Here is a 15,623-nt window from a genome sequence, read left to right as displayed (position 1 = left end):
TGGCAGGGCAGGAAAAATTTTGATATAGTAAGCTTATGCATGATTTAGCCTTGTATCGCAAATACCGACCCAAAACTTTTAAAGAGGTTTTAGGACAAGACCATATTGTCAAAATACTAGAAAGTTCTGTAGAGACAAATAAAGTTTCGCATGCGTATCTTTTTGTCGGTTCACGCGGTACTGGCAAGACCTCTCTCGCTAGAATCTTTGCGACGAGCATAGGAGTGTCCGCCAATGATCTTTACGAAATCGATGCTGCTTCCAATAGAGGAATTGAAGACATAAAAGAGCTTCGTAACGGTGTGCGAGTTTTACCTTTTGATTCGAAATACAAAGTTTACATTATAGATGAGGTGCATATGCTTTCCAAGGATGCTTGGGGTGCGCTATTAAAAACCTTAGAAGAGCCTCCGAAACATGTTATTTTTATTTTGGCTACGACTGAACTTCATAAGGTTCCCGAGACAATTATTTCTCGTTGCCAGGTTTTCACTTTCAAAAAAGCTTCTGACGTGGTATGTAAAAAATTATTGCTGGACGTCGCGAAGTTGGAGGGGTTTGAATTAGATGCTGGTTCAGCAGAACTTTTGGCTATTTTAGCCGATGGATCGTTTCGGGATGGTTTAGGGGAATTGCAAAAGATTCTCAATTTTAGCAAGAGTAAAAAAATTAAAAGGGAAGATGTGGAAAAGATAACTGGTGCGCCGAAGACGACTCTGGTTAATGATTTTATTTTTGCCATTGCGGAAAAGGATCTAGAGAAAGGAGTCTCTGCTGTGCGCATTGCCGGAGAAGCGAATTTAGATATGAAATTATATTTCAAACTCATAATTCAGAAATTCCGCATGGCTATAATCCTGCGCTATGCGCCAAAATTAGAAAAAGAAATGATAGGGGATTTGGGAGAAACAGATTTAGAATTTCTTAAAGATTTAATTAGAGGTGTGGGTAAAGAGGCATTTAATTCTTCTACATTGGCTGTGTTGCTTGAAGCATATAAAAATATTGATAATGCCTTTGTCTCCGAATTACCCCTTGAGCTTGCATTAGTGGAGATAATTCAAAAATAGAATTCGAAAAAGCTGAAATCATTTTGTGTTTTGATTAAATGTGGAAAATTAGTTTGATTATTTTTTTCGTGCATAATAAAATTAAAGAAGATAAAGGTCGATTATAAGTAGCTATTTAAAAAAGAATTATGAACAAAACAACATTGTTAGTAGTCGGTATTATTTTAGCTGTAGTAGGTATCATCGGTTTAATGATGAGCTTCTCTTCAACTTGGATGTGGGTTTTGATAGTGCTTGGAGTCATCGGCGTAATTTGGGGTTTGATGAAAAAGGATAAGATGATGTAAGAATTTTGTTTTTTAAACCTAAAAACCACTTACTTTTGTAAGTGGTTTTTAGGTTGTGGTGATATGTCAAATTTTAACCTAATTTTATATCTATAATATAGATTTTTTTCATTATTTATGTTATAAACTAAGTTGTTTAAAAAATATTGGGAGATCGTCTAACGGTAGGACAGAGGCCTTTGAAGCCTTTAATCTAGGTCCGATTCCTAGTCTCCCAGCCTTGCGTGGAAATTAGCATTTTGAGGTAAATTTGCGATAGCAGAATACGGACTTTTAAGTTGGTAATCAACGATATTTTTCTCTTTCATGTTAAGGTTCCAAAGTATCTCGTGGACAATATTTTGTTTTTTCTCTGGTGGAAGTGTTAAAAACTCTTTCGCCCATACAACACAATCTAAAAACAATTTTTTAGTCGGTTCCAAAGCAGAAACTGCCTTTTGGGTTTTGTCCTCAATTTCAGAAATTTGCTTGGCTAATAACACTCTTTGATTTTCAATAGCGATATTTTTTTCCTCGTATAATTCTTTAGACATAGAGCCATCTAAATATAAATTAAGAAGTTTGCCTTGGCGTTCTAAAATAACGACTGCCTCTTGTTTAAGATTTTCTAGAGTTTTATTTAAGTATCCAGTTTCGTATTTAATGTCCTCTTTTGATGCAAGGTATAACAACTCAATTTCTTCTTTATCCCACGCAACTTTTTCAAGAATAGGAAGTAATTTTTTATACAAATCATTTTCTCTCAAATATTTTTTATCAGAAGTACAAATGCCTTTGCCATTAGTGCAGTAGTAATAATCATGACCTTTTTTTCTACTAGCGGTATACATACAACCGCACTCGCTACATTTAATCAAACCTCTAACAGGAAATAGTAAAGTTTTCTTTCTTGGGTGTAGGCGTTCTTGCATTACCTCTTGGGCTTTATCATAAATAGCTTTAGAAATAATGGGTGTATGGTTTCCGTTATAAATTTTTCCGCCTGTTTTCATTAAACCACAATAAAAAGGATTTAAAAGAATCGTTTGGATTGCCGACTTTGGCACTTGTAAATTACCACTACTTCTAAATCCCTCGGAAAAAAGAATATTAGAAATATCTTTGTGTCCGTATTTTCCAGTCGTAAAAAGTTCAAAAGCACGGATAATATATTTACTGCGTACTGGGTCAATAATAATTTTGTGTGCAATTTTATCATTCAAGTATCCGAGTGGTGCCTTATTTAACCATTCGCCCTTTTCAAGTTTAGTACGAAGACCACGCTTAACATTCATACTCAAATCACGGCTGTATTGGTTAGCCATTCCAAACTGCATAGAAATCATTAACACATTATCATTGGGTAAATAAATACTTTCAGGAGTGCGAATTTCTTTGATAACAGATTTTTGCAGTAAATCAATAATTCGTCCACCGTCAATAAAGTTTCTAGCTAGGCGGTCTAGTTTCCAACAAATAATACCGTCAACTTTTCCTTTAATAAACATTTCTAACACTTTATTGAATACAGGGCGACCCTCTGACTTGGCGGACATACTTTCATGTAAGATAGCAACAACATGCAGTCCTTGAGCCTCTGCGAGCCTTTTAAGCTCGTTTTCTTGGGATTCTAGGGATTGGACTTGTCTGTCCTCGGTATCGGTTGATTTTCTGCAATAGATAACGTATTTCATAAATTTAACTATAATCACTAGTTAGCTTATAATCAAGCAAATCAAACTTTCCTTTTCCAGAGGGTACAATCAATTCCTCAACCGCTACGAAACTGGAATCACCTAAATTTTCCTCAAATGAAACACCAATATTTTTTAAATCGTTTTTATATCGCCAAATCGTAGACGGGTTAAGTCCTTTTTTAATATGAAACTTTTCATCTTGCTCGTAAAAGTAGCCCTTATAAAATTGATACAAGCGTAATGCTTTAGCTGGCTTGAAACTTTTATCTATTAACTGCCTAACATTTTCATATTTCATATTTTCTTTATTAACGTAGCGAAAAACCAAAGTAAGATATTTTTTTAATATGTCCTCAATAATTTTATCGTAAACAATACTAGAAACTAAAACTTTTCCATGAGGAAATAAATTACTTAAATATCCTTTCTTAAATTCAACCTCAAATCGTAAAACTTTTTCTGCCCAATTAAGAAGTAAATCAGCTTTATCCATATCTTTTTTAAAAATGTCTTTATAGTCATGCCTCTTAAATTCTGCACCCTTTAAATAGAATTTAATTGTATAGGCAGACCCTTTATACATTACAGAAGTATCATAGACATATTTTTTCTTTTTAGGGAAATCTATACGCTGAATAAAATTCATAATGGACTGGCATTTTTGTTCTGATTCAAAAGTCCAGTTATAGCAAACATCAAGACGATAAATAATCCATTGTTCTATTGGAGGAATACGTTCTTGGAAAAATTGGCAAACATCATTTTTAAAATTATCTAAAACATATTCAATATCATAAGCGTGTATCATTTCTACATTATTATCATAATATTGTTTAGGCAAAGAAAATTCTACGAATACACCTTTCGGGCTATCTTGTTTCAGATAAATTCTTACAGTTCGTTCATAACTTCCTACTTCAATTTCTTCTGTAAAATATTCAAATTTTAATTCATTCGTTTTCATATTTTCTCTACGAGTACGAGTAAGCTGATTTTTAATACTCTCAAAAACCTCACTGTTATCAATTGGTATTAAAAATTTAATCGTGTCTATCATATTGCAATCTGCAATGTTCTGCGGGTGTTACTACCACCCGCAGAACGAGTGTTAATAATCATCGGGTGTATCCGTTCGTCCGCCGTCCACAGAGGACGGGCGGACGAACGAACGGAACACCACCGCGAACGAAGCCAAATAGACATCTGCTGTTTCGGCAGAAATGTCTAAACCATACTTTTTCTTAAAGTGGTTTATAGTACGAGTTATTAGAATTTGGCTATATTTTAATTCCATACCCTTTTTTCGGGTACAGAAAAACAGCTTGAAATAAACGAAAAAAGAACCCAAATTTTGGTTCCTGTTTTGTTTGGCACTAATTAATTTTTTTTATTATTTAGGCTCTCTTTATTTTTTTTTATTTTATATTTCTAGCTGTGTTTTAATTTTTTATATATTTTATGCTAGCCACAAAGGGTTTAATTTTTTTAGGCGAGAGTGTTGTTATTTTTTTATTTTTTGCGTGCTTTATAAATCAAGGTGCAGTTCCGTACTCGCTATTAGTATATGCCTTTAAAAAAGGAATGTCAAACAACCATTGATTTTTTTAGCGAGAGTTGTATGATTAAAATCATATGGGATATTTACTAATAATAGTTGTCGTAGGGGTTATTATTTGGTGGGTTAATCGTAATACCTTCCATTGGAAAACTATTGTTGAGTACTTATGGAAACAGATTTATCAGAAAGCAGACATGATGGCTGTTTTTATTAAAAGTGATGAAACTTCTGGTTCTGATAATGCAAAGAAACTTGAAAAACCGATTATGATAATGGGTACTTTAATAAATGCCATATTAGACTTTGTTAATTATTTTGACCAAGAAAAAGACAAAGAGGATGAAGATTATGAAGAGGAAACATTTGGGTATGGTCGTTTTAATTTTGATGTTATTTTAAGTTCAGCAAAAAGAGACCCTGAGATTTTTAAAAGAGTATTAAAAAAATAATTTATGAAAAAAATATTAAATTGGTTATCTAGAGAAGATTTGAATCTTAAAAATAAATGGTGGCATAGACTTCTATCAATTATTTTTATTTTTTCCTTTATTCTATTTTTTATTTATAATTTAATAGTTTATAGTAATTCTAATCTGTTTAAGGGTGATATTGGAGTTCAAGAATGGAAAAAAGTTGCAACTATATCTGAAAGAATAACTTCTGAGATTAAACCAATAAGTGCACTTATTAAGATGGGGGAAAAGATAGGAGACAGTAATAGAACTTATGTATTAAATAGTCCTCCAGACGATTATTATATGGGTACTTTAAATAACGTTTATTGTTCTACTGAACTTGCCAATAATTATGAAAAAATTAAGGATAATAAAAATACGGATATATTGTATGAATTATTTATAATGGAGAATAATTACAGAAATAAAATCTCATCGGAAGCATTTTCAAATTACATAAAACAAAATGATATAAAATGTTTAATTGTTGATGCTTACACATCTTTTAATAATACAAAGGTTACTTTTTTGCAACCCGATAAATCGTACCAAGATAACTGGTTCTTTTATGAAAAATCTGTTGGTAAAACTATAATGTACTTTCTAGAAATGATTCCTGTCGTTTTGGTATTTTCCTTTTTGCTCTTTGCAGGGATTATTATTTTCTACTATAAAATCTTTTTATATATAGTATTTGGTAGTAAGAAAAAATAATCTTAACTTAAAAATATTATGTTAAATGAATCTTTATTTCTATCTTCTTTTGATGAACTAAAAAATCTTTTACTTCACGAATTAACGATATTTCATGTGGCAATAGTTTATGTTTTAATGTATGTCGTATACAAAGCCCTTGGTCGTTACATATACTTTAAACCTCAAGAACATGCATCAAAAGTGAATCGCACATTTCTTACTCTTTCTCTGCTCGTAGTTTTGCTCCATGGCCTTGATGGTTTAAATAGTTATTTACCGTTTCTTCCAGAATACAGGTGGCTTTATATGATATGTGGATTAATTATATTAATTGCTCCTTTAAGCATACTCATGGATAGGGTGATATGGAAATACGATAATCATGGCTATAAAAGCAGACGTAAATGGCATTACGACTTTCTTCCTATAAATAAGGATTACTTTAAAACTAGTATTACAAAAAGTGAGAGTAATGGTACTTATAGTCATGAATGGGAAGAGGAAGCAGTAGAAAGTACAAGTAAGAATATTCACTCTGACGCTCTTCTAAATGTACTTGCACTCATAATCTTTATAGTTGTTAGTGGAAAATGGGCTTATAACAGTGCCACAGAATATGGTTATTTACCATATGTATTTTTTGGGATTACATGCCTAACAATTACAGGTATTTTCTTGGATTGTACTTTATTTTCTTGGATATACTATCTTGAAAAGAATATTAAAACTTTATTCAAACGTTAAAAATGTTCCAACTTCGCACCAGACACCCAGCCAGTTTGAGCGCAGTTATCCCGCACGAGATGCGTTGAAACTTACTCAAGAACTATTCGTCATAGCATACCTACTGAGATACGATACGCTTCTCTGTGTGCCAAACCAAACTTTTTATTTTATTCATATGTTTTTTTAAACAAAATTAATTAATAATCATCTAAAATATTTTGCTCTTAAACGCAAAACGAACTCACTTATCGAATCCTTGGATTCTGATTTTGTGAGCCCGTGGGCAAAAACTATTTTAGCGTTAACGGCGTCAAAAGATAAATATATAAAGGTGGATTACTAACTATTTCATACCTTAAATTGCGTGCTTTGTGGATCCTAATTTGGTACAATAGTAAGTACTAATTTAAGCATTATTTTAAATATGAAAAATAAATCTAAGTCAAATAAAAATGTAACCATTAATGCCTTAAAGGTAAATCAATGGTTAAAAGAATGGGGATCAGTTGAGTTTATTAAAAAGAATCATCGAAGAGAACCAGAAAAGTGTTTCTATATATTTTCATTGTCTGCTCGCCAGCTGCGTTTTTTGTCTGGTGTAAATCGCAGAGATGCAAAAGATGGCAAAAAAAGGTCTGGCGACATGGGGATCCAACGTGCCTACGAACAATCTCGTTCAAAAAATATTGCGGAGTATGTTAAGTATGGTTACCCATGGTCAGATTTAACAAAATCTCAACGACAAGATGGTAGGTTTGATGATCTTCGTAAACCAGGGTGGCTACCTACAGCAATTGTTGTGAATATTTTAACAAAAGAAGATAAACGAAATGGGGGGTTCGTAGCATTTAAGGATTTAATAACAATAGACCAGAATGCTGTCATCACTGAAATAAAACTTCCTTTTTCTAAAGAAACAAAAAAATGGAAACCAGAACAAGTTCATCCATTGGAAGTAATTGATGGCCAACATAGATTATTGGCCTTTGATGAAAATATTAACGAGGATTACGAGTTACCGGTAGTTGCTTTTTATGGTTTAGATCTAAGCTGGCAGGCTTATTTATTCTGGACAATAAACATTAAGCCAAAGAGGATCAATCCAAGTCTTGCTTTTGATCTTTATCCTCTTTTGCGTACTGAGGATTGGTTAGATCGATTCGAGGGCCACAAAGTATACCGAGAAGCGAGAGCACAAGAAATAGTTGAATTACTTTGGTCTGAGCCAACAAGTTCTTGGTATCAGCGTATAAATATGCTTGGTGAAAGTGGAGATAGTTCTGTTACCCAAGCCGCTTGGATAAGAGCTTTATTAAAAACATATATTAAAACATCAGAAGGTAAGGGAGTAACAATTGGGGGTTTATTTGGAGCACCAGCAGGGCATGATGAAATGACGATTCCTTGGAATCGCAGCCAGCAAGCGGCTCTCTTAATTTACCTTTGGAACTCACTAGAAAAATCTATTAAAGAACTTAAAGTTGATTGGGCAAAAAAACTAAGAGAAACTGACTATAAGCGGAAGATCAAGAAAGATCCTGCTTTTTATGGACCACATACACTCCTGAATAATGATCAAGGCATTTCTGTCGTTTTAAATATTACCAACGATATACTATTCAGAAATACGGATAAATTAAATTTGAAGAAATGGAAACTGAATCCAGAAGTGACTGTATCAGAAGCTCTTGATAATTTATTAAAGAAACAACAACAGATTACTGTGTTTATAGACCAGCTTACAATTGCACTTTCAACATTTGATTGGAGATCATCGGCTGCTGAAAATCTCTCTGAAATAGAGAGAACGCTCAAACTTTCATTTAGAGGTGGTAGTGGTTACAGAGAATTTAGACGCTTGCTACTTAAACATTTATCTAAAGATAATAAATTAGGAAAAGATGCTAAAGCAATTTATAAAAACCTCGGATTTGATGGAGATGTTGTTTGATAAAAAAATTCATGCCAGCAAACTCACTAAAAAAACAGTTAAGAAATGCTTCTCCTGATGCGATTAAGGAGGGGGTAAAAAATCTTCGTTCTCACATCTCTGTTAGGCGATGGATTAATCCACAAAATAGATATTCCAAATCTTACCAAAGAAATCCAGCAAATAGAGGAAATCCTACAGAGGTAATTGCTCGAGGAAGATCCTTATATCAGAGGCAGATTGAAAATTATATAGCTGCCTCAATTTTTAATCACTGTAGTGATGGTTGGAGTCTACTGGGTAGAGCACTCAATCTTCATATAAAAGGAGATTCAAGTAGCTCTGTTCATCTTGCTTACTATGCTGAGTTGCGTGCTGCAATGTCCATTCTTGGATCCATCGGGGTTGGGGTATTTAATAGAACACATGTAATTGTAACAAATACAACAAGAAGGTCGGTCACGACATCTAGTCAAAAGGGAACACATAAATTTACATGGGAAGCTCTTGAGCATTGGGCTGATAGAAAACCATCTGCAGAAACACTTTCCGAAATTATTACGCCTGGGTCAATAGCTCTTTCTGTTTGGTTAGGTGCCTTCAATGTAAATCTCCATCCTATTGGTCGTTCTTGGTTAAAATCTTGGGGAATAGATATAAAACAATTTGGTGATGACCAAATACTACGAAACCATTCTAGTTATAGACCATCTAGAATTCTTCCTAAAACCAATGCTCCTGCACCAGACTCGCTTTCTTTTTTGAATGAATTATGGCGTATGTGCGAACCAAATCCCTCATCCAGATTTGATGAGATTGACAAACACCTTTTAAGAATAGGCTTGGCGCAGTCATACCGAGCTGTTCATGGTGTAGACCCTCGTTTACCTACTCACTTGGCGAATTATCGAGCTTGGGTTATGAAACATATTCCGGCTCTCGGCTTTGCCCTACCGATACAAAATGGTTGGGTAGATTTTCTTACATGGCAGACGCAACCCAATGAATCGAGAATTATCGAAGAAGCTTCTAAGGTTACTTCTACTGATCACCCAAATCACCATTTACAGGTTTTAGCGAGAGCCACTCTTCTATTGAGAATTTCGACCGGCATAAATGGAAGCCTGATTCGAGAGGCTGGTTTTACAAAAGCAGATCTAGAATTTTGGTGGCAACCATATGCAACTGATTATGGACTAATCAAAGACGGTACAACTATTGCTGACTTTCTTGACCTTTGGACCGATATTGATGCAGCACTTCAAGATATAAAAACGTGGGAGAATGCACAGGGAACAACTTATTCTTATAATGATTTAATAAGGGGTATTTCTCAACAAATGTTTAGTTTAAGTGAGTGTGAAAGAATATCCCTTTGGGGACTTGGCATATGAAATACATGGGATCAAAAAGATATATGTTGGCGAATGGTCTTGGAGAATTACTTCGAGAGCAACTTCCCAGTGCAAAAAGATTCATAGACCCATTTTGTGGTTCTGGAGGCGTAGTTAACTTTGTTGCCACAAATCAAAATTTTAAAGGAGAAATTATTGCAGGTGATCTACAAAAATATGCAGTTGTTCTTTCAAAAGCAGTTATAGAGCGGACTAATATTCTTAATCCTGAATATTTAAAAGAGATTTGGATAGAAAAGACTAAAAAAGAAATAAAAGATTCAAAACTTTTAAATCAGGCAGAAGAGATTGATAAAAATTACAAGAAAAGTATTAAAATTAGAGTAAATAAAGCTAGAAAACTTTGCGAAACCCTTCCAAAAATAGGTCCAATTTGGAATGCTTATGGCGGTCACTATTTCAGCCCCAAACAAGCATTAATTCTTGATTATCTTCTAAAGACGTTACCAAAAAAAACTAAATACAGAAATGTTTGCTTGGCTGCAATAATTATTGCTGCTTCAAGAGCTGCTGCTGCTCCTGGACATACTGCTCAACCTTTTCAACCGACAACTGGTGCTGGAAAATTTATTAAAATTGCTTGGCACATAGATGTGTTTAAATCTTGTGAAAAAGCTTTGGAGGAAATCACCCCTCTTCATTCTTTAGTTAAGGGAAAAGCAGTGATATCTGATGCAAAAAAACTTATATCTAAATTAAAAAAGGGTGACTTAGTTCTTCTCGACCCACCATACTCCGGAGTACAGTATAGTCGTTTCTATCATGTACTTGAAACTATTGCCCGGGGAAAATGTGGGCCGGTAACTGGTGTTGGAAGATATCCAGATATTTCTGAACGTCCACAGTCCAAATTTAGTAATGCAGGACAATCACTCAAAGCATTAGATGAACTTCTTTCAGGTTTATCAAAAAGAGAAGTGAAGGTTATTTTTACTTTTCCTAAAGGTAAATGCAGTAATGGTTTATCAGGGGACCAAGTACTTGAATCTGCTAAAAAATATTTTAATTTAGATAAAAAAAACAGTCGCATTCATACACATGCAATTACAGGAAAATTTAGTACTTTGGGTGGTAATAATAAGTTAAATAAAAATAAGCTTACAAAAAAGTCGAGAGTCAAATCAGAAGAGTTGGTATTGCTATTAGAACCAAGAAAAATAAAAAATAATTAATTTCACCTGCATTTAATTGTAACGAAAGATCGTTTTTAGTTGATAAGTTTGCTATAATTATTCCATGCTAAAGGATGAACTTAAAACACAAATCAGGAATCAGACTTCGGGGTATATCGTAGCTGCGCTTTCCTTGGTGGCTGGGCTTGCTTGGAGTGACGCGATTAAAGCTCTTATTGCTTTCTTTTTCCCTTTAGACAACTCTGGTCTTTTGGTCAAATTTCTCTACGCAATTATTATCACTACAATTGTTGTTGTTATAAGCACGTCTTTACTTAAACCTCAAAACAAAAATACCTAAAAAGTGAAAAGTGTTTTGTGTTAATATTAAAATATGAAAATTTTCAAAAATGGCTTATTTACAGGGCTAGTCCTCCAGTTGGCGATAGGTCCTGTTTTCATTTTCATTATCAATTTGACTCTGCAGAAAACCGCTCTCGATGGATTAGTCGCCACCTTGGGAGCCACTTTCGCTGATTATATTTACATTACACTCGCAATATTCGGGATCGGGAAATTATTAGAAAAAGAAAAAGTAAAAAGAATTTTCGGAATTATTAGTTCTTTTGTTTTGATAATATTTGGTATTTTTATAATCAAAAATATTTTTACGGAAAGTGTCTCAATCAACCCGAACATAAATTCAATAAGTCTTTTGTCGAGTTTTATTTATACCTTTTTTCTCACTCTCTCAAGTCCTTTAACTATATTTCTTTGGACGAGTTTGTTTACAGCCAAAGCTATGGAATATAATTATTCAAAAAAAGAATTGCTTGTTTTTGGATTTTCAACAGGTCTGGCGACTTTTGTATTTATCGGGACCTTTGTGATTGTTTTTTCCTTTATAAAAGGAACTATTCCTATGATTTTGATTCAGGCATTAAATCTTATAGTGGGGTTGCTGTTGATAGTCTACGGGGGAATAAGGCTTGGCAAAGTTCTACTAGCAAATAAATCATAAGTTTCATGGCTTTTATAATTTATTAATGATATAATTTCCCAATGACTCAAACAATAACAAGCGATTTATGATTGAAAAATTTTTCCCTCATACACATCATCATCCAGGAGAGACGCTACGCAGATCTATTATAAAAGCCATTACTTACAGATTGGTCATCATTGTGCTTGATTTTTCTATTATCTTTATTTTTACAAAAAAAGTAGAAGTAGCTATTGGCTTTATGATTTTGAGCAATATTTACACCACGCTCGTCTATTTTTTCCATGAAAGATTCTGGGATAATATAGGCTGGGGGAAAAATTAAATCTCAAAGTGGTATTTGATATATTCGCATTATTGTACTAAAATTTGTTTATGGAATCAAAAAAAGTTTTACCACATAAAGGAAAAAGATTAGTTATAACTGGAATTCCCACTATTGGTAAAACTAGCTTAGCTAAAAGGCTTGCCGAAACAGTTGGAGGAATTTATGTATCCGCTGACGATATTCGCCATGAGCTTCGTCCAGATCCGAAATTTACCGATGCGACAAATTTTTGGAAAAATAAAAACAAGAGAACTTATTATATAAAAACATCCTATGCTCAACAATGGAAAAATATTGTTTCTCAATCCGAAAAATTATGGGAGGGGATGCTCGCCAAGATAAATAGTTTTGCGGAAGAAGAGAAGCCCGTTATTTTCGAAGGAGTAAGCTTTTTACCGCATCTGGTACATAAGGATTTAAATATTCCTTGCATCGTGATAGCCGGGTCAACGCTCGAGGAGGTAGTGGAGAAAAATAAGGACAAACCTATTTGGGAAAACACCGAACTTGAATTGCAGTCTGCCGCTTTTTTCTTGGGAGACCAGCCATACTTTAAAGCGGAAGCTGAAAAATATAATTATCCTGTATTTACAAATATTGATGTAGCTTTTAAGGAAGCTCTTAAAATTTTAGAATAAATAATGGCAACTATTGAAGATTTTGAAAAATTAGATATCAGAGTTGGAAAAATCATGGAAGTAAACGATCATCCAGAAGCTCGAAAACCTGGATATAAATTAAAAATTGATTTTGGCCCTGAGGTCGGGATCAAAAACTCTTTTTCTCAAATAGCTATTTATTATAGTAAAGAAGAATTGGTTGGAAAACTCGTGCTAGGTGTTTTGAATTTTCCTATTAGAAAAATCGGTTCTTTTGAATCAGAGGTGCTGACCCTCGGTGTGCCGGATAATGAAGGAAAAGTTGTTCTATTGGTTCCAGATAAAGAAAATGCAGTTGTGGGCGGAAGGTTATATTAGTTTTTACTCCATTTTTATAAAAAAATACTATGAAAGAAAATACAAAATTAAACATAAAAGTGATCATGGGCAGTACTAGGGAAGGACGTTTTAGTGATAAAGCTGCTTTTTGGATAAATGAAGAAATTAAAAAGCATGAGGGTGTGGCGGTGGAAGTGCTCGATCTGCGAGATTATGCAATGCCTTTTTTTAATGAAGCGATAACTCCTTCTGCTAAGAAAGAACCTTATAAGAATGAAGCAGTTGCCAGATTTACAGCGAAAATTGCTGAAGCGGATGCTTTCGTGGTGGCTACTCCGGAATACAATCATGGAGTTCCAGCGGTTTTAAAAAATGCTCTTGATTGGGTCTATTCTGAATGGCACAATAAACCGATAGCTTTTGTGAGTTATGGAACAGCTGGCGGTGCACGTTCGGTCGAACATTTGCGCCTGACATCCATCGAGTTAAAAATGGTTCCCATTCGCGAAGCAATACAAATAAATGGAGAAAAATATTTTCCGGTAAGTTTTGGCAAGTCTACTCCCGAAGAACTTTTTTTGAATTACACAGAAAAAGCTAAAACTATGATAACCCAGCTTATATGGTGGGCGAGTATGCTTAAAAATGCTAGAAATAATTTACTTTAATATTTAATGTTTTTTCTAGATCCAATTCGCAATTTCTATGGAAGATTTGAACGACCTATCTCATCTTTATCCCTAGTTGGAGGTTTCGTTTTTGATGCGCTCACGCTTCATAGGGTAGACACATTATGGGAGAATTTATGGGTTTTAGGACATTTGCTCATTGTGGGCATCTTTATCACCCTTATTCACCTCCAAGAAAACGAAAGAGGGGCTGAGAAAAATCCTCAAAAAGCGCATTTTTGGTATGTGAACATACTGCAATTTTTCTTTGGAGGAATTTTGTCTACCTACTTGGTGTTTTATTTCAGAAGCGCAGATATATTTGTAACTTGGCCTTTTATTGTCCTTCTTGCTCTTGCTTTTATAGCGAATGAATCACTTAAACGTCATTATATTCGCCTTAGTTTCCAAATAAGCTTATTTTTTCTTTCGATCTATTCCTTTGCCATTTTTATCGTGCCGGTGATTTTACATAGAATAGGTGCTTGGGTATTTTTACTTTCCGGATTTCTTAGTTTACTTTTTATTACCGTATTCCTTTTAATTTTATTTTATTTTATTAACCTTAAATCACGAAACATAACTTTTCGAAGGGGTTTCGAGGCTGACGAGCCGAGAACTTCAGGATTTTTTAAGCTTCAAAAAATCCGTACCGAAGAAAAGTTTATGTTTCGTGATTTATTATTCCTAATTTTAGGAATTTCTATTCTAATCAATTTTTTGTATTTTACGAATCTGATTCCCCCGATTCCTTTATCCTTAAAAGATGCCGGAGTGTATCATTCGATACAAAAAAATTCAGAAGGGAATTATGATGTGACTTTTGAGGATTATGGTTGGAGAGGTTATTTCAATTTATATCAAAATTTCAATCAGGTTTCCGGGGAACCCATCTATGCTTTTAGTGCTATTTTTTCTCCTAAAAATCTAAACCTTACTATTGTTCACGAATGGCAATATTATGATGAAATACAGAAGAAATGGGTAACTGGAAGTACGATAAATTTACCTGTAGTAGGCGGGCGAGATGGCGGTTTCCGCACGTATTCTATGCGCTACAATTTAGCCGAGGGTAAATGGCGAGTAAATGTAAAGACGAAGCAAGGCCAGACCATCGGGGTTTTGCGATTTAATATAATTCAAACAGACACAGAACCTGCGCTTACAGAGGGGGTAAAATAGAAAGAAATTTCTCAAAACCATTGTCATCAAAAAGTATCGTTTGTAAATTGGGATATTTTTTAAAATCTAAATTTTCAAAATGTTTTATTTTATCGTCTATAAATATTACTTTTTCATCTTTATGTTTGGCGCATATTTTCTCTACAGCTTCCTTTTTACTTTTTGACACTATATGAATTTCAGAAAATAAAGGAGCGAGTCCACTTCTTTCCACTTTATTTTTATTATGTTCATATCCACCATAAGTTACTAGATAACAATTTTCTTTTCCGAATTTTTGTACAAGATTCACTAATTCAGTATTGATAAAATTAGGGCATTCACTCATTATTTCTTCATGTAATTCTTCTGCTTCGATATCCTTTTTATTTTCAAGATCTACTAGTTCAGATAAAAAATCCTTTAAAGAAAATTCTCCCCCTCGAACTTTTTTATAATAAGCTTCGGCGGTACCATAAGGAATACCCGCTTTATCTAAACAAAAATATATACGTTTTTTTAGCTTATCGCTATTGTAAAACAACACATCATCAAAATCAAAAATAAATTTCATAAATATAATATAGCATAAAATAAACA

18 protein-coding genes and 1 tRNA gene are annotated in these 15,623 nt (G+C 33.8%); 16 read left to right on the top strand and 3 right to left on the bottom strand.

From position 1 onward, the window contains the following. Positions 1–35: 35 nt before the first annotated feature. The 3 genes from dnaX (at position 36) to PHT16_02945 (ending at position 1,575) form a co-directional block, all read left to right on the top strand. Positions 36–1,070: a DNA polymerase III subunit gamma/tau gene (gene dnaX / locus PHT16_02955; GenBank protein ID MDD5721379.1), complete on the top strand. Its 1,035-nt coding sequence runs from the start codon at positions 36–38 to the stop codon at positions 1,068–1,070. Positions 1,071–1,198: 128 nt separating this feature from the next. Beyond that, on the top strand, positions 1,199–1,357 hold the full coding sequence (locus tag PHT16_02950) for a hypothetical protein (protein ID MDD5721378.1): 159 nt from the start codon (positions 1,199–1,201) through the stop codon (positions 1,355–1,357). Between the two features lie 147 nt (positions 1,358–1,504). Beyond that, a tRNA-Gln gene (locus PHT16_02945) sits at positions 1,505–1,575 on the top strand. On the opposite strand, the gene PHT16_02940 is transcribed toward PHT16_02945, so the two are convergent. Together PHT16_02940 and PHT16_02935 are read right to left on the bottom strand one after the other, a co-directional pair. Continuing rightward, positions 1,564–3,030 (bottom strand): recombinase family protein, encoded by a 1,467-nt coding sequence (locus PHT16_02940; GenBank protein ID MDD5721377.1) that lies wholly within the window; start codon positions 3,028–3,030, stop codon positions 1,564–1,566. The genes PHT16_02945 and PHT16_02940 overlap by 12 nt on opposite strands. A 4-nt stretch (positions 3,031–3,034) precedes the next feature. Next, positions 3,035–4,090, bottom strand: coding sequence for a phage/plasmid replication protein (locus PHT16_02935; protein MDD5721376.1), 1,056 nt, complete (start codon positions 4,088–4,090; stop codon positions 3,035–3,037). Positions 4,091–4,665: 575 nt separating this feature from the next. On the opposite strand from PHT16_02935, the gene PHT16_02930 reads away from it, so the two are divergent. The 13 genes from PHT16_02930 (at position 4,666) to PHT16_02870 (ending at position 15,044) form a co-directional block, all read left to right on the top strand. After that, positions 4,666–5,040: a hypothetical protein gene (locus PHT16_02930; GenBank protein ID MDD5721375.1), complete on the top strand. Its 375-nt coding sequence runs from the start codon at positions 4,666–4,668 to the stop codon at positions 5,038–5,040. Positions 5,041–5,043: 3 nt separating this feature from the next. Next, on the top strand, positions 5,044–5,760 hold the full coding sequence (locus PHT16_02925; protein ID MDD5721374.1) for a hypothetical protein: 717 nt from the start codon (positions 5,044–5,046) through the stop codon (positions 5,758–5,760). A gap of 18 nt (positions 5,761–5,778) precedes the next feature. Further along, the gene (locus PHT16_02920) at positions 5,779–6,486 is read left to right on the top strand and encodes a hypothetical protein (protein ID MDD5721373.1); all 708 of its coding nucleotides are present in this window, start codon (positions 5,779–5,781) and stop codon (positions 6,484–6,486) included. A 406-nt stretch (positions 6,487–6,892) separates the two neighbouring features. Continuing rightward, on the top strand, positions 6,893–8,419 hold the full coding sequence (locus PHT16_02915) for a DGQHR domain-containing protein (protein ID MDD5721372.1): 1,527 nt from the start codon (positions 6,893–6,895) through the stop codon (positions 8,417–8,419). An 11-nt stretch (positions 8,420–8,430) separates the two neighbouring features. Continuing rightward, on the top strand, positions 8,431–9,792 hold the full coding sequence (locus tag PHT16_02910; GenBank protein ID MDD5721371.1) for a hypothetical protein: 1,362 nt from the start codon (positions 8,431–8,433) through the stop codon (positions 9,790–9,792). Next, on the top strand, positions 9,789–10,985 hold the full coding sequence (locus PHT16_02905) for a DNA adenine methylase (GenBank protein MDD5721370.1): 1,197 nt from the start codon (positions 9,789–9,791) through the stop codon (positions 10,983–10,985). Before PHT16_02910 ends, PHT16_02905 begins: the two co-directional genes overlap by 4 nt. 64 nt (positions 10,986–11,049) lie before the next feature. Further along, on the top strand, positions 11,050–11,286 hold the full coding sequence (locus PHT16_02900) for a DUF5654 family protein (protein ID MDD5721369.1): 237 nt from the start codon (positions 11,050–11,052) through the stop codon (positions 11,284–11,286). Between the two features lie 33 nt (positions 11,287–11,319). Further along, positions 11,320–11,946, top strand: coding sequence for a LysE family transporter (locus tag PHT16_02895; GenBank protein MDD5721368.1), 627 nt, complete (start codon positions 11,320–11,322; stop codon positions 11,944–11,946). A 67-nt stretch (positions 11,947–12,013) separates the two neighbouring features. After that, positions 12,014–12,253, top strand: a complete 240-nt coding sequence (locus tag PHT16_02890; protein MDD5721367.1) for a DUF2061 domain-containing protein — start codon at positions 12,014–12,016, stop codon at positions 12,251–12,253. A gap of 50 nt (positions 12,254–12,303) precedes the next feature. Next, positions 12,304–12,894 carry a hypothetical protein gene (locus PHT16_02885; protein ID MDD5721366.1) on the top strand — a complete coding sequence of 197 codons (591 nt, stop codon included), beginning with the start codon at positions 12,304–12,306 and terminating at the stop codon, positions 12,892–12,894. 3 nt (positions 12,895–12,897) lie between these two features. Continuing rightward, a complete protein-coding gene (locus tag PHT16_02880; protein ID MDD5721365.1) occupies positions 12,898–13,233 on the top strand; it encodes a tRNA-binding protein in 336 nt (111 codons plus the stop codon). 29 nt (positions 13,234–13,262) lie between these two features. Beyond that, positions 13,263–13,862: an NAD(P)H-dependent oxidoreductase gene (locus tag PHT16_02875; GenBank protein MDD5721364.1), complete on the top strand. Its 600-nt coding sequence runs from the start codon at positions 13,263–13,265 to the stop codon at positions 13,860–13,862. A gap of 6 nt (positions 13,863–13,868) precedes the next feature. Next, positions 13,869–15,044 carry a DUF2914 domain-containing protein gene (locus PHT16_02870; GenBank protein MDD5721363.1) on the top strand — a complete coding sequence of 392 codons (1,176 nt, stop codon included), beginning with the start codon at positions 13,869–13,871 and terminating at the stop codon, positions 15,042–15,044. Here the strand turns inward: PHT16_02870 and PHT16_02865 are convergent. Further along, the gene (locus PHT16_02865) at positions 15,025–15,597 is read right to left on the bottom strand and encodes a hypothetical protein (protein MDD5721362.1); all 573 of its coding nucleotides are present in this window, start codon (positions 15,595–15,597) and stop codon (positions 15,025–15,027) included. The genes PHT16_02870 and PHT16_02865 overlap by 20 nt on opposite strands. Between the last annotated feature and the right edge of the window lie 26 nt (positions 15,598–15,623).

This window comes from Candidatus Paceibacterota bacterium (genome assembly GCA_028718635.1).
GTDB lineage: Bacteria > Patescibacteriota > Minisyncoccia > Phycocordibacterales > UBA9973 > UBA9973.
Note: the sequence above shows the minus strand (reverse complement) of the source record. Positions and strands in the feature narration are given on the sequence as shown.

Excerpts from the sequence above, each read along its gene's own strand:
- PHT16_02875 (MDD5721364.1), top strand. The coding sequence starts at position 13,263 with ATGAAAGAAAATACAAAATTAAACATAAAAGTGATCATGGGCAGTACT.
- PHT16_02865 (MDD5721362.1), bottom strand. The coding sequence starts at position 15,597 with ATGAAATTTATTTTTGATTTTGATGATGTGTTGTTTTACAATAGCGAT.
- PHT16_02925 (MDD5721374.1), top strand. The coding sequence starts at position 5,044 with ATGAAAAAAATATTAAATTGGTTATCTAGAGAAGATTTGAATCTTAAA.
- PHT16_02880 (MDD5721365.1), top strand. The coding sequence starts at position 12,898 with ATGGCAACTATTGAAGATTTTGAAAAATTAGATATCAGAGTTGGAAAA.
- PHT16_02895 (MDD5721368.1), top strand. The coding sequence starts at position 11,320 with ATGAAAATTTTCAAAAATGGCTTATTTACAGGGCTAGTCCTCCAGTTG.
- PHT16_02940 (MDD5721377.1), bottom strand. The coding sequence starts at position 3,030 with ATGAAATACGTTATCTATTGCAGAAAATCAACCGATACCGAGGACAGA.
- PHT16_02905 (MDD5721370.1), top strand. The coding sequence starts at position 9,789 with ATGAAATACATGGGATCAAAAAGATATATGTTGGCGAATGGTCTTGGA.
- dnaX (MDD5721379.1), top strand. The coding sequence starts at position 36 with ATGCATGATTTAGCCTTGTATCGCAAATACCGACCCAAAACTTTTAAA.
- PHT16_02930 (MDD5721375.1), top strand. The coding sequence starts at position 4,666 with ATGGGATATTTACTAATAATAGTTGTCGTAGGGGTTATTATTTGGTGG.
- PHT16_02910 (MDD5721371.1), top strand. The coding sequence starts at position 8,431 with ATGCCAGCAAACTCACTAAAAAAACAGTTAAGAAATGCTTCTCCTGAT.
- PHT16_02935 (MDD5721376.1), bottom strand. The coding sequence starts at position 4,090 with ATGATAGACACGATTAAATTTTTAATACCAATTGATAACAGTGAGGTT.
- PHT16_02950 (MDD5721378.1), top strand. The coding sequence starts at position 1,199 with ATGAACAAAACAACATTGTTAGTAGTCGGTATTATTTTAGCTGTAGTA.
- PHT16_02885 (MDD5721366.1), top strand. The coding sequence starts at position 12,304 with ATGGAATCAAAAAAAGTTTTACCACATAAAGGAAAAAGATTAGTTATA.
- PHT16_02890 (MDD5721367.1), top strand. The coding sequence starts at position 12,014 with ATGATTGAAAAATTTTTCCCTCATACACATCATCATCCAGGAGAGACG.
- PHT16_02920 (MDD5721373.1), top strand. The coding sequence starts at position 5,779 with ATGTTAAATGAATCTTTATTTCTATCTTCTTTTGATGAACTAAAAAAT.
- PHT16_02915 (MDD5721372.1), top strand. The coding sequence starts at position 6,893 with ATGAAAAATAAATCTAAGTCAAATAAAAATGTAACCATTAATGCCTTA.
- PHT16_02870 (MDD5721363.1), top strand. The coding sequence starts at position 13,869 with ATGTTTTTTCTAGATCCAATTCGCAATTTCTATGGAAGATTTGAACGA.
- PHT16_02900 (MDD5721369.1), top strand. The coding sequence starts at position 11,050 with ATGCTAAAGGATGAACTTAAAACACAAATCAGGAATCAGACTTCGGGG.